The following is a 13,440-nucleotide window of genomic DNA, read 5'->3' as shown; positions in this document are numbered from 1 at the left end:
GATCACCCGATGCCGCGTATCCTCGTTGATGATAAGGGATCGCGAAGCGAAGGAGCATGGCGATGATTGGAGCCGCAAGATCAGGAGAGCCAAGCCGCGTTGCGCTGCTTGGTGCCCCCATCGACATGGGAGCGTCGCGCCGCGGCACCTTGATGGGGCCCGCGGCGCTGCGGACCGCGGGATTGCCGGATTTGCTCGTGAGCCTTGGTCTCGACGTTGTCGATTTCGGCGATGTCGGGATTGCTGATGTGGCCGACCTTGCCGACTTGCCTCCGCCCAAGGCCAACCACTATCGCGAAATCCAGCGCTGGTCGCGCGTGCTCGCCCGTCGCAGCTATGAGCTGGCGCAGACCGGAGCGATCCCGATCTTCCTGGGCGGCGACCACTCACTGTCGATGGGATCGGTCAACGGCGTCGCGCGCCACTGGCGAGAGGCCGGCCACGACCTGTTCGTGCTCTGGCTCGACGCGCACGCCGACTACAACACGCCGGAGACAACGCTATCGGCCAACATGCATGGAATGTCCGCGGCCTTCCTGTGCGGCGAGGCGGGGCTCGATGGTCTGCTCGGTGACGAACCGCGCGCACGGCTCAATCCGGATCAGCTGGAGCTGTTCGGTGTGCGTTCGATCGACAAGCTCGAGAAGGACCTGCTGCGGCTCCGGAGGGTCAGCATCGTCGATATGCGCGCGATCGATGAATTCGGGGTCGGCGTGCTGATCCGGCGCGTCATCGACAAGGTGCGCGCACGCAACGGCGTGCTCCATGTCAGTTTCGACGTCGACTTTCTTGATCCCGACATCGCTCCGGGTGTCGGCACGACGGTGCCGGGCGGCGCGACCTATCGCGAGGCGCATCTGATCATGGAACTGCTGCACGATTCCGGCCTGGTCCGCTCGGTCGATATCGTCGAGCTCAATCCGTTTCTCGATGAACGCGGCAAGACCGCGCGCGCTGCGGTCGAATTGATCGGCAGCCTGTTCGGCCAGCAGATCGCCGATCGCCCAACGCCCAGCAACGCGATCACGCCGGATCATTAGACAGTCTATGGAGCGGACGCTGGTATGATCTGCTGCGCGGTGAAGTAGCTGTTAAGGTCGTCCGGTGTGGCTCTGGCGTCAGCGAACGCGATATAAGTATCCGGCCGAAGCAGATAGACCGCGTCGCGGACAAATCCCGCAGCATCGTGCTCCGGCCGCCACGCGAAGACGTGCAGCCCGACGCCATGCGCCGTGCACCAGGCGGCAAGTTCTGCCTTGGCCTCACCATAGACGTGCGCCTGCCAGCCGATCTCCTTGAGCGGTGCGTGATTATCGACACCGCCGGCGGCGACCCATGGCAGGCGGTCGCCGGCCCGGATCTGGCCGGCTGCGCCCCGACTCAATGGGCTATCATGATAGTTCACCATGATCTGCGAGACCGTCCGGAACATGTAATCGCGGACCGCCTCGAACCGCGTCGCTAGCGGAAGCAGCACAGGTGCAACCCGCGTGCGAATGACATCTGCCAGACGGCCTTCTGCTGTCACGACACTGAAGGCCCGATCGGTGGTCGCGACGAGGCGGCGGGCAAAGCCGATGCGTTCGGCTTCATAGGTATCGAGCAGACCGTCTGGCGCGCGGCCGGCGAGCACGGTTGCCAGCTTCCAGGCGAGATTGATGGCGTCCCCGATGCCGGTGTTCATGCCCTGGCCGCCAGCCGGGCTATGGATGTGGGCGGCATCTCCCGCCAGGAACGCGCGGCCCTTGCGGAAATGTTCTGTGACCCGGTGATGCACGTGGTAGGTCGAGAACCAGTTGACCTTCTCGACCTGCAGACTCAAATGCCGGATGGCACGATCGCTGACGTCGCCAAATTCGAGGCTCTCGGCGTGATCGGCGCGCTCGTCGCGTACCGTTCCAATCAGGCGGACATGTCCGCTGTCGGCGAGCGGAAAGACCGCGAGAAAATCAGCATCGTCGAGATCGATATGCAGTTCGCCATTCGTTACCGTACCGGAGGCGTCGACGTCCGCGACATAGAACAGCTGGCGGTAAGTGCCGCCCGGAAAGCCACTGCCGACGACGTTGCGGACGAGCGAGCGGGCACCGTCGCAGCCGACGATATAGTGCGCCTCGCAGTCCTGCTCGTTGCCATCAGGGCTGCGCAAGCGCGCCAGAATGGCGTCGCCGCGGTCGGTAAAATTCAGGAGCTCGGTCTGGCGTTCGACTTTGGCCCCAAGCTGCGCGAGCCGATCGATCAGCAGTCGCTCGTGCTGGTCCTGCGGAAAAATGTGCAGGAATGGGTAGCGCGTCGATCCGGTGCCTATGTCTTCGAGCGAGACGCGTGCGGCATGCTGGCCCTCGGCCCACATATTGACAGCAGGGACACGGTGGCCCTGTGCGACCACGGTCTCGGCAAGATCGAGCTGCTGGTAAAGCTCGAGCGTTCGTGCCTGGACCGCGAGCGCGCGTGACGTCGTTCCCGGCTCAGATGTCTTGTCGATGATACGAACGCTGACACCCAGTCGTGTCAGCCACAGCGCGAGCACGAGGCCGGTGGGGCCGGCTCCGACGATCAGGACTTGAATCGGCATTGTATGTGCCTCCCGGCGTATCCTACCGCCTATCGAGGCACATCGTCATCCGTCGGGCAAAGAAAAAGGCTGCCCGCAGGCGGCCTCGGCAAGGATTATCGTTCCCACCACCACCAATCGGCGTGCAACCTGCGCCAGTCCGCATGGCGTTGTTCGTTGCGGCCGATCAGAATGCCGAAACGAATGCAAGCGCGGCGGTCGCCTTTCTGGCAAAGCTGGTGGAAGCCGATCATTTCGGCCTCCGCCGCGTCCTGCGCACGCGCAGGTGTCGGGCTGGCAGTGCCGGCAGCCGAGACGACAATGGCGAGCGTAAGCGCCGCCAGCAGCGGTTTCGAATTCATCTTCCCTCCTGGATCATGACAGCCCCATCGGCGAGGCTAGTTAGAAGGAGCTGAACGCCATCTGAACCGCAGCGGGGAGAGGATGTGAGAGATCGACGCAGATGTGAGGCGAGGCGCCTGGCCGCGATCAGGATGCCTAACCGCGATGGTTTCGGCGACGATCTGCGGCCTGACGTGAAATGAATGCGACGCGTCAGAATTGCCGGCTGGTTTCCCGGGTGGAATGGCTGCCGAACAGATCGTCGATCCGGAATGAATAGCCGACGCCGACGATATAGGAGGGGGAGTTGCGGTTGAGCCCGAAAGCGACGTGGAAGTCGACCTGATCTTTCGGGCTCAGATGATAGAGGCCGCCGGAATTGATCAATTGGGTCGGGCCTGCGCTCTGCGCATAGTCGCCGACATATTCGGTGAAGACGCTGAATTTCTCGTTCAGCTTCTTCTCCAGCACGAACGTAGCTTCGGTGACGTGCCGCGCAGTGCTCTCCTCGGGCCGGAAGAACTCGGTCAGCATGCCGCTGACGCCCCACCCTCCCTGCAGTTCATAGGACCACGGCAGCTGCACGTAGGGCTGGGTGCCGCGCCCGGCGATATCAACGGCGCCGGTCGGCAGCGCGGCGCCGACGACGATAGATAGGTCGAACTTGCCTGGAAATGGGCTGACCTGCCATTTGACCGCTGGCGCCACATCGGTGAATCCGGGTGTGGCGGGCGCGCGGAGGCTGCCGACATAGCTCGGTAGGTCGATCAACAGTTCGAGGCACGGCGCCACGCCGAGCCGCCATCTCGTGTTGGTACCGTCGATGGTACGTCCGCCGTCGCGGGCGGTCAGATTGACGCCGTTCTCGTTCTGAAGGCTGCCGGTCGGCACGACCAGGCTGGAATTTGTGACATCAGGACGGTCGGTTGCCAGCTCGTCCTTGGCGGTCGGGCAGGACTCGGCTCGCGCCTCGATCGCATCGAACACTACAAGGATGGGAAGGAGCGACAGAACGGCCGCATGACCCACGGCAGAACTTGACTTGGCGCAACGCGACTTCACCATTCCCCACACGCCTGACCGTCGGAAACCAGGATCCGGATTGCCCCATGATCGGCGTCAGGTGCGATTTATTCCCAGCGCTCCCGCCGAGGCTCAATTCACGATCTCTTGCCGCCTCCACGCGTTCCATTCAGATGTTATTCAGGCAAATCACCCAACATACCCATGAAATCCATCCAGACCGAGACGATTGCCTGACTGCGAGGTTGGAGATGACGTTACCTCCCATCAAGCCGGTTGGCCGCCGAGTCCAGGTGATCAGCGCGATGGGATCGCTGCTCGCCGTGCTCGCATCGGGCGCCCACGCGGCGTACTCCGCAGACTTCTCGGCACACGATCTCGCGCTTGTCGACCGTCTGACCTTCGGCGTCAATTTATCGTCTGCAGAGCACATGCGTAGCGTGGGCATCGAGCGCTGGTTGCGGGAACAATTGTACCCGCCGGCCAATGCTGCGCTCCCCGAGCAAGTCAAAGCGCAGATCGAGGCCATGCCGGACGTGCACAAATCCCCGTTCGACATTGCGGTCGCATTTGAACAGCAGGCCAAAAGCGCCAAACAGGTCGTCGATCCCGAACAGAAGAAGGCGGCACAACAAGTCTATCAGCAGGCGATGAACGACCGCGCCAAGCAGGCGGCGGCGCGCAGCATCCTGCGCGCGCTCTATGCGCCAGACCAGCTACGCCAGCGCATGACCTGGTTCTGGTTCAACCATTTCAACGTGCATCAATACAAGGCCAATATCCGTATCCTGGTCGGAGACTATGAAGACCGGGCCATCCGTCCTTACGCGCTTGGCAAGTTTCGCGATCTGCTCGTCGCCACGCTGCATCATCCGGCGATGCTGCGTTATCTCGACAACGCCGACAACGCCGTGGGGTCACATCAACGAGAACTACGCGCGCGAGATCATGGAGCTGCACACGATGGGTGTCGGCTCCGGATACACCCAGGCCGACGTCGAGGCCTTGGCAAAGATCCTCACCGGCGTCGGCATCGACCTCAAGCCGGAGGATCCGAAGCTGAAGCCAGAGCTGCAATCCCAGCTCGTGCGTGAGGGCGCCTTCGAGTTCAATCCGGCTCGCCATGACTACAGCGACAAGACCTTCCTCGGCCATCAAATCAAGGGACGCGGGCTCGCCGAAGTCGATGAGGCGCTCGACATTCTCCTGCATCATCCTGCGACGGCGATGCATCTGTCGCGGCAGATCGCGACTTATTTCGTTGCCGACAATCCGCCGGAAGCGCTGGTGCAGAAGATGGCGCAGAGCTTCAAGTCGTCGGACGGCGACATCGCCGCCGTGCTGTCGACGATGGTTCACGCACCGGAATTCGCCGCATCGCTCAAGCCTGGCGCGCGTTTCAAGGACCCGGTCCAATACGTGCTCTCGGCAGTTCGCCTTGCCTATGACCAGAGGATCATTCTCAATACGGCTCCGATCCAAGGCTGGCTGAACCGGCTGGGCGAAGGCCTTTTCAACCATGAGACGCCGGACGGCTATGCGTTGACGTCCGCGTCGTGGAACGGACCCGGACAGATGATGGTGCGTTTCGAGATCGCGAGGCAGATCGGATCCGGATCATCCGGACTGTTCAAGCCGGAGGGGCCGAATGCCGTCGATCAGCCGGCCTTTCCGCTGCTGCAGAACGCGCTCTATTTCGATGGGTTGCGGCAGACCTTGGGTCCAGCGACACTTGCCGCCCTGGACAAGGCGATCTCATCGCAGGACTGGAACACCCTGTTCCTGTCCTCGCCCGAATTCATGTACTGAGCCAGGCTGGAGTCGGACTCATGAACCGCCGTGACCTGATCAAGGCTTTCGCCGCGATGGCTCCGCTCACGATCGCCGGTCGCGTCTGGGCCGCGCCCGCGAGCGACGCGCGGCTGCTGGTGGTCTTCCTCCGCGGTGCCTACGACGCAGCCAATGTGCTGGTGCCGGTGTCGAGCGACTTCTACTACAACTCGCGGCCGGCGCTGCACATTGCCAAGCCTGATGTCGGAAATCCCGACGCGGCGCTGTCGCTGACGGCGGAGTGGGGGCTGCATCCGGCACTTCGCGACAGCATCTATCCGATGTGGGGGCGACGGGAGATCGCCTTCGTCCCGTTCGCGGGGAGCAGCGACGATCTGACCCGCAGCCATTTCGAGACACAGGACACGATCGAGCTCGGCCAGTCCGTGGGCGGTTCGCGCGACTACCGCTCCGGCTTCATGAGCCGCCTCGCCACCGAGCTCGCGCGCGCGAGGCCGATCGCGTTCACCGATCAGCTCCCCCTGATGTTCCGGGGGCAGACGCAAATTCCGAACATAGCCCTGAACAGCGTGGGCAAGCCCGGCGTGGATGATCGTCAGGCGCAGCTTATCAGGGACATGTATGCGCACAGCAATCTCGCGGCCTCCGTGGCCGAAGGTTTCAAGGTGCGCGATGATGTCTATCGGTCGATCTCAGAGGAGATGACGGCGGCCAATCGCGGCGCGGTGTCGCCGCGCGGCTTCGAGTTGTCGGCCCGGCGGATCGGCCGCTTGATGCGCGAGCAATACAATCTTGGTTTCGTCGATGTTGGCGGCTGGGATACGCACGTCAACCAGGGAGCGGCGACAGGCTATCTCGCCGATCGTCTCGGTGAGCTCGGACGCGCGCTTGCCGGCTTTTCCGAAGAGATCGGGCCGGCCGGCTGGCGTGATACCACCGTTGTCGTCATTTCCGAATTCGGCCGAACCTTCCGCGAGAACGGCGACCGAGGCACTGACCATGGCCATGGCAGCGTCTATTGGGTGCTGGGCGGCGGCATCAATGGCGGGCGAATCGTGGGCGAGCAGGTCAAAGTCGAGCAGGCAACGCTATTTCAGAATCGCGACTCTCCGGTGCTGACCGATTATCGCGCGATGTTCGCAGGCCTGTTCCAACGGGTGTTCGGGCTTGACGCCGCGGCAGTGCAGCGCATCTTCACCGGCGTTCGGCCAGCCGAGCTGGGCCTCGCATAGGCCGCGCGTGCCGCTCCGGTCAGAAGTCCCAACGGGCTGTTTTGCGCTCAATGGTTCTGAGTTCTAGGATGTTCGCCTGCATGTTCCCGGAATGGTCCTGAAATAACGCCAGATATCGCTGCTTTTGGCCACAATCGGGAACGACATAGCAGGCCATGAAGACTTTGGCCCTTATTTCGCTTCTCGCGTTACTCGCGATCACCGGCGCGGTCTACACCGACCTGGTCCTCACGAGCGAGCAGAACGTCACGCAGCACTCGAACTAATCAGTCCGCTATTCCGCGGCCTGCCCGAAGGGTGGATGCATGCTGGCGAGTCCATCGGATTCGGAGGCGGAGATCGTTGTCCTCACCATCAGCCGCGGTTCCGGTGCCGGCCAAGGCCGCCCGCGATGCATCGTGGCCCTGTTGTCCCACATCACCACGTCACCCATCCGCCATTGATGCAGATAGCTGCTGCCGGGGGCGGTCGCGACGGCTGTCAGCTCCTCGATCAGAGCCTTTCCGGTGGATGGCTCCATGCCCTCTATCGCATAAGCGTGCGAGGCGATGTAGAGCGCGCCGCGCCCATTGGCGGGATTGCGCCAGACCAGACGCCAGCATTGCGCCGGTAACGCGGCTCGCTCCTCCGGACTCGCCAGATCGGGCGCGATCTGGCCTCGCGAATGTGCGTAATCATGCCAGGCATAGGAACTCTCGAGCTGCTGCTGTATGTCCGGCGCGAGACGTTCGAAGGCAAGACGCGTGGAGACGAACTCGGTTTCGCCGCCATGTTCGGGAATGATGCGCGCCGACAGGATCGAGGCCAGCGCGGGGATGCGCTTGAATGAAGAATCCGTATGCCAAAGCTGGTTGGCTTTGGCACGCAGCGCCATCCGGTGATCCGGCGGCACAACGGTCCCGTCGGGGCCGATCGTCGTCAGCACCACGAAATATGTGCCGGTTCCCTGGGTCCCGACTTTCGTGACCTCCGGCTGGCCAAAACGGCGCGAGAAGGCGAGCTGCACGTCGTCGCTGACGTCCTGGTCGCGCAGCACCAGGACCGAGTGTTCCTCGAATGCGGCACGAACCGCCGCATAGGCGTCGTCATCGGAGACGACATCTGACAGCGTGATGCCGCGCAGCTCTGCGCCGAAGCCTGGACCACAGGGAATGACATCCATGGCCGATCCTCCTGCTGTTCGATCGGGTCGAGCTTAGGACAAGGTGCCAGCGCCCGCAACGTCGGATCGGATGTCGTTCAGGTGTCGCATTGCAAGGTGATAGTTTGTATCAATGCCTGCGGCGAAGCGCTACCGCGTCCGGCGGCGCATGCCTCCACGGCGGATGTGACATTGGGCGACAATCAAATATCAGCGAGCGAAACTCCGGCGCATCAGGCTCCTCAGGGACGGCTTGGCCTGTTGTCGCTTTCGGCACTGGGTGTCGTGTTCGGCGACATCGGCACCAGTCCGCTCTACACGTTCAAGACCATTCTCGGTGCCAGCGAGCAGACGCCAGATCCGGCATCCGTGCTCGGCGCCTTGTCGCTGGTGCTATGGACTCTGTTCATCATCACAACCATCAAATATGTGCTTTTCGCGATGCGCGTCGATAATGACGGCGAGGGCGGCATTCTGGCGCTGATGGCCTTGCTTGGCGTCAAGCGGCAGCACCGGCCGACCATCGTTGCCGTGGGCCTGTTCGGGGCCGCGCTGATCTATGGCGACGGCGCGATCACGCCGGCGATTTCGGTGCTGTCCGCATTGGAAGGCGTCGAGATGGCGACGCCTGCGCTGCAGCCCTACGTCGTTCCGGCGGCGGTTGTGATCCTCCTAGCATTGTTTGCGATCCAATCGCGTGGGACAGCTACAATCGGTCATCTGTTCGGGCCGGTGATGCTGGTCTGGTTCGCCACCATTGCCGTAATGGGACTGATCGGCATCGCAAGACACCCCGCAGTTTTTGAGGCCGTCAATCCGCTGTATGGTTTGTCGTATCTGGTCTCCAACGGCGCCACCGGCTTTCTGGTGCTCGGCGCCGTGTTTCTCTGCGTCACCGGCGCAGAAGCCCTCTACGCCGACATGGGACATTTCGGCGCCCGCCCGATCAAGCTCGCATGGTTCGCGATCGTGTTTCCGAGTCTGATCCTGAACTATGCCGGTCAAGCCGCATTGGTGCTGAACGGCGCACCGACCGACGGCAATATCTTCTACCGGCTGTGCCCGCAGACGCTGCTCCTGCCGCTGATCGCGCTTGCGACACTGGCGACCATCATCGCAAGCCAAGCCGTCATCACCGGGGCATTCTCGATGACGCGGCAGGCGATCCAGCTTGGCTGGCTGCCGCGGCTCGCGATCAAGCAGACGTCTTCGGAAGGCTACGGTCAGATCTATGTCGGGGTCGTCAACTGGCTCCTGATGATCGTGACGCTGGGGCTCACGATCGGTTTTCGCAAGTCCGACAATCTGGCCTCGGCCTACGGCATTGCCGTATCGTTGACGATGCTGATGACGTCGGCGCTGCTGTTCATCGCGATGCGCGAGATCTGGGGGTGGGGCCTTGCTGCGGCAGGTGCTGTAGCTGCGCTGTTTCTGATCATCGACAGCGCGTTCTTTCTGGCCAACCTGACCAAGGTTGCAGAGGGCGGCTATGTGCCGCTGTTGCTGGCGATCGGCGTCTACGGCATCATGTGGATCTGGCATCGCGGTGCCGCTGCAGTATCGGCGCGCCTGCGCGAGACGTTGACTCCGCTGCCGACGTTCATGGCCGCAGTGGCCGAGAAGCACATCGCGCGCGTTCCTGGAACCGCGGTGTTCCTGACGCGCACCGAGGGCGGTGCGCCACCGGTGATGCATTGGCACGTCAAGCACAATCGCGCCTTGCATGAGCATGTGTTCGTGCTGCGCGTCACCGTGCAGTCGGTGCCCTGGGTGTCTGCCGCAGATCGTCTCAGTCTCGAAGAGGTGGTGCCGAATGTCTGGCGGGCGGAAGCGCGGTTCGGCTTCATGGAGCGGCCACATATTCCGGAATTGCTTGCGGCGAGCAAGGCGCTGGGTTGCACAGTCGACCTTGCGGATGTCACTTACTACGTCGGCCATGAGACCGTGATCGGCCGTGAGGATGGCACAGGCCTGCCGGCCTGGCAGGAACGCTTGTTTGCCGTTATGGAGCGCAATTCCGTCCACGTCAGCGATTTCTTCAGCCTCCCCCAGGATCGCGTCGTGGAGATCGGCCGGCACGTTGCGATCTGACGTTCCCGAGAGCTGGACCATCTGAATATCAGGGATGCAAAGCTCACTCGCACCTGATATCTGACGCCCGTTGCGCCCGCGCCTGACAAGAAGACGCACAAGGGAGGTCGTTGATCATGCATTCACGACGCAACATTGTCGGCTTTCTGGCAGGCATGGCGGTCGGCTTCAGCTTGGCGCCGCGGCGCATCTTCGCTCAGGCTGCGCAGCCGTCGGAAGTGATGGACACGCTCAGTGCCTATATGGGCGAGGCGCACAATCGCGCGCTGCCGGAGGAGGCTGTCGAGCAGGCGAAGCAGCATCTGCTCGACACGCTGGCGGCAATAATCTCGGGATCGGAATTGCCACCCGGCCAGGCGGCGCTGCGCCATGTCCGGGAGCAGGGCGGCAACGGCACGATCACCGTGATCGGCTCGTCTCTGACATCATCAGCGATCGATGCGGCGCTCGCCAATGGCGTGATGGCGCATGCCGATGAGACCGACGATTCGCATAATGAGTCACGCTCGCATCCCGGCTGTGCCGTCGTTCCGGCCGCGCTCGCAGCGGGCGAGAGCTTTGGCATCGACGGCGCGACTTTGCTGCGCGCGGTGGCGCTTGGCTACGACATCGGACCCCGCGCGGTGATGGCCATGGGCGGTGCCGGCTTCAGCTACGACAGCAGCCTCGCGACCCACAGCATCGCCGGCACGTTCGGCGCCGCCGCTGCGGCGGCCTGCGCCGCCGGCCTCGAGGCACGGCAGATGCGCTGGCTGCTCGATTATGCTGCGCAGCAGTCCTCCGGCATTGTCGCCTGGCGCCGCGACACCGATCACATCGAGAAGGCCTTCGTCTTTGCCGGAATGCCGGCCCGTAACGGCGTGACCGCAGCGCTCCTGGTCAAGTCCGGGTGGAACGGCGTCGACGACATTTTCTCCGGGCCGGACAATTTCTTCGCCGCCTATGCGCCGAAAGCGCAGCCGGAGCGTCTGATCGAGCAGCTCGGCGCGCGCTATGAGATCACCCGGACCGACATCAAGAAATGGGCGGTCGGCTCGCCGATCCAGGGACCGCTCGACGCAGTCGATTCCATCAGCACCAAGCACCCATTCGATGCGGAGCAGGTGAAACAGGTAGTGGTGCGGCTCGCGCCTTCGGTCGCCGCCGTGGTCGACAATCGCAACATCCCCGATATCTGCCTGCAGCACATGATCGCGGTGATGCTTGTCGACAAGACCGTGTCGTTTCACGCTGCACATGACAAGGCGCGGATGCAGGACCCGGCCGTGCTGAAGCAGCGCGCCAAGGTCAACCTGGTTCGCGATGACGAATTGGCCAAGCGGCTGCCGGTCCGCGAAACCGTCGTCGAGATCGCCTTCACGGATGGAAGCCAGGCCTCGGAGCGGGTGTCGGCCGTGCGCGGGATGCCCCGCAACCCGATGGAGCGTACCGAGGTGATCGACAAGGCGCGCGATCTCATCGCGCCAGTGCTGGGGCGCGACCCATTTGCGCGGCTGGTCGAGGCCGTGTTCGATATTGAGCGTGTGCCGGACGTTCGCAGTCTGCGGCGCCTGTTGCAGCGCTGATGCAGCGGCGGCGACCGGCCGGCCGGTTTCAGTAGCGCGGATCGTACATATGCGCTTCGACATAGCCGAGCAGATCGTTCGGCGCCGGCCCGGTGGCAAGCCCGTTCTGATAGGCCACGCTGGCCACCGCAGCGCCAATATGCGCGGAGACTTCGCGGATCCTGGGCAGGGCAGGATACAGACTGCCCTGTTCGAGATCGGCACCGGTCACGCAATTGGCGAGCGTGTGAGCTGCGGCCATGAACATCTCGTCGGTGACCAGCCGCGCTCCGCTCGCGATTGCGCCGAGGCCGACGCCCGGGAAAATGTAGGAGTTGTTGCCCTGGCGCGGCACGAACGTCTTGCCGTCGAGCCTGACAGGATCGTAGGGGCTGCCGCAGGCGAACAACGCGCGCCCGCCGGTGCAGCGATAGGCGGCTTCGGCCGAGCACTCCGCCTTCGACGTCGGATTTGACAAGGCAAAGATGATCGGACGCTCATTGAGCTCGCCCATGGCCTGCAGCACCTCGGGCGTGAAGGCGCCGCCCACCGCAGCCACGCCGATGATCGCGGTGGGCTTCAGCGTCTTGATCGCGGTCAGGAAGTCACCGATCGCCGACTGATCATGGGCATAGCGCAGCTTGTGGCCGCCGAGATTGTCGCGGCCTTTCACCACGAGCCCACGCGAATCCGTCAGCCAGTTGCGCCGCAACGCCTCAGCCTCCGACAGACCTTCGGTCATCATTGCCGACACCACGAGGTCGGCTATTCCGGTCGCGGCCTCCCCGGCGCCAAGGAACAGCACGGTCTGGTCGCGCAGCTTGCCGCCCTTGACGCGAAGTGCCGAGAAAAGGCCGGCGAGCGCGACCGCTGCGGTGCCTTGGATGTCGTCATTGAAGACGCAGGCCTCGTCGCGATATTTGTGCAGCAGCTTGAAGGCCGAGTGATTGGCGAAATCCTCGAACTGGATCAGCACGCCGGGGAAGGCCGCACGCGCAGCGGTCATGAATTCATCGACAAAGGCATCATAGGCGTCGCCAGTGAGGCGCTTCTGGCGAAGACCGATATAATAGGGGTCGTTGAGAAACTCTTCGTTGTTGGTGCCGACGTCGAGCATCACTGGCAGGCAGAGCTCCGGGTGGATGCCCGCGCACGCCGAGTAGAGCGACAGCTTGCCGACGGGAATGCCCATTCCATTGGCGCCGAGATCGCCCAGACCCAGGATACGTTCGCCGTCGCTAACCACGATCAGCTTGGTGCGATACGGCCAGTTCGCGAGAATATCGGCAATGCGTCCGCGGTCGTTGGCGGAAATGAACAGGCCGCGGGGCCGCTGGAAGATCAGCCCGTATTTCTGGCACGCCAGACCCACCGTCGGCGTGTAGATCAGCGGCTGGATCTCGTCGATGTGGTCGCAGACCACGCGGAAGAACAACGCTTCGTTGCGATCGTGCAGCGCATTCAGCGCAACATATTTGTCGAGATCGTTGGGCAGGCTGCGCAAGTTGAGCAGGATGCGCTCGACCTGAGCTTGCATCGACAGCACGCCCGCGGGCAGAAAGCCTCGCAATCCGAGATCATCGCGCTCTTGCTCGGTAAAGCCGGTGCCCTTGTTGAGCAGCGGATCGCGCAACAGCGCCAACCCGCGCAGCGAGGTGGATTGCGTCGGGCGCGGATTCGATCGTTCTGACATCGTCAAGGCAGCCTCCCAAGGAACGCTTC

General features: G+C 63.1%; 10 protein-coding genes and 1 pseudogene. 6 read left to right on the top strand and 5 right to left on the bottom strand.

What is annotated here, in order from left to right; translation table 11 throughout:
- The first annotated feature begins 62 nt into the window (after positions 1-62).
- Positions 63-1,040, top strand: coding sequence for an arginase (gene rocF / locus P6U24_RS28290; RefSeq protein WP_407160623.1), 978 nt, complete (start codon positions 63-65; stop codon positions 1,038-1,040).
- A 5-nt stretch (positions 1,041-1,045) separates the two neighbouring features.
- On the opposite strand, the gene P6U24_RS28285 is transcribed toward rocF, so the two are convergent.
- The 3 genes from P6U24_RS28285 to P6U24_RS28275 form a co-directional block, all read right to left on the bottom strand.
- Positions 1,046-2,575 (bottom strand): FAD-dependent monooxygenase, encoded by a 1,530-nt coding sequence (locus P6U24_RS28285; RefSeq protein WP_407155719.1) that lies wholly within the window; start codon positions 2,573-2,575, stop codon positions 1,046-1,048.
- 95 nt (positions 2,576-2,670) lie between these two features.
- On the bottom strand, positions 2,671-2,916 hold the full coding sequence (locus P6U24_RS28280) for a hypothetical protein (protein ID WP_407155718.1): 246 nt from the start codon (positions 2,914-2,916) through the stop codon (positions 2,671-2,673).
- Between the two features lie 193 nt (positions 2,917-3,109).
- Positions 3,110-3,925 (bottom strand): transporter, encoded by an 816-nt coding sequence (locus P6U24_RS28275; protein ID WP_407155717.1) that lies wholly within the window; start codon positions 3,923-3,925, stop codon positions 3,110-3,112.
- Between the two features lie 80 nt (positions 3,926-4,005).
- Here P6U24_RS28275 and P6U24_RS28270 point away from each other — a divergent pair.
- The 3 genes and pseudogenes from P6U24_RS28270 to P6U24_RS28260 all read left to right on the top strand — a co-directional run.
- Positions 4,006-4,773, top strand: a pseudogene (locus P6U24_RS28270) (DUF1800 family protein); the annotation flags it as partial.
- Positions 4,721-5,728, top strand: coding sequence for a DUF1800 domain-containing protein (locus P6U24_RS28265; protein ID WP_407155716.1), 1,008 nt, complete (start codon positions 4,721-4,723; stop codon positions 5,726-5,728). The pseudogene P6U24_RS28270 and the gene P6U24_RS28265, both read left to right, overlap by 53 nt.
- Before the next feature lie 20 nt (positions 5,729-5,748).
- Positions 5,749-6,942 carry a DUF1501 domain-containing protein gene (locus P6U24_RS28260; protein WP_407155715.1) on the top strand — a complete coding sequence of 398 codons (1,194 nt, stop codon included), beginning with the start codon at positions 5,749-5,751 and terminating at the stop codon, positions 6,940-6,942.
- A 274-nt stretch (positions 6,943-7,216) separates the two neighbouring features.
- Here the strand turns inward: P6U24_RS28260 and P6U24_RS28255 are convergent, their stop codons facing one another.
- Complete coding sequence (locus P6U24_RS28255) at positions 7,217-8,104, bottom strand: TauD/TfdA dioxygenase family protein (protein WP_407155714.1); 888 nt, start codon at positions 8,102-8,104, stop codon at positions 7,217-7,219.
- Between the two features lie 165 nt (positions 8,105-8,269).
- Between P6U24_RS28255 and P6U24_RS28250 the strand changes: the two genes are divergently transcribed.
- Entirely contained in the window at positions 8,270-10,174 is a 1,905-nt protein-coding gene (locus tag P6U24_RS28250; protein WP_407160622.1) for a potassium transporter Kup, read from the top strand.
- 116 nt (positions 10,175-10,290) lie between these two features.
- Entirely contained in the window at positions 10,291-11,739 is a 1,449-nt protein-coding gene (locus tag P6U24_RS28245; RefSeq protein WP_407155713.1) for an MmgE/PrpD family protein, read from the top strand.
- Positions 11,740-11,767: 28 nt separating this feature from the next.
- Here P6U24_RS28245 and P6U24_RS28240 read toward each other — a convergent pair whose 3' ends face one another.
- On the bottom strand, positions 11,768-13,360 hold the full coding sequence (locus P6U24_RS28240; protein ID WP_407160621.1) for an NAD-dependent malic enzyme: 1,593 nt from the start codon (positions 13,358-13,360) through the stop codon (positions 11,768-11,770).
- Positions 13,361-13,440: the final 80 nt, after the last annotated feature.

Source organism: Bradyrhizobium sp. STM 3557, assembly GCF_045571465.1.
Classification (GTDB): domain Bacteria; phylum Pseudomonadota; class Alphaproteobacteria; order Rhizobiales; family Xanthobacteraceae; genus Bradyrhizobium.
Note: the sequence above shows the minus strand (reverse complement) of the source record. Positions and strands in the feature narration are given on the sequence as shown.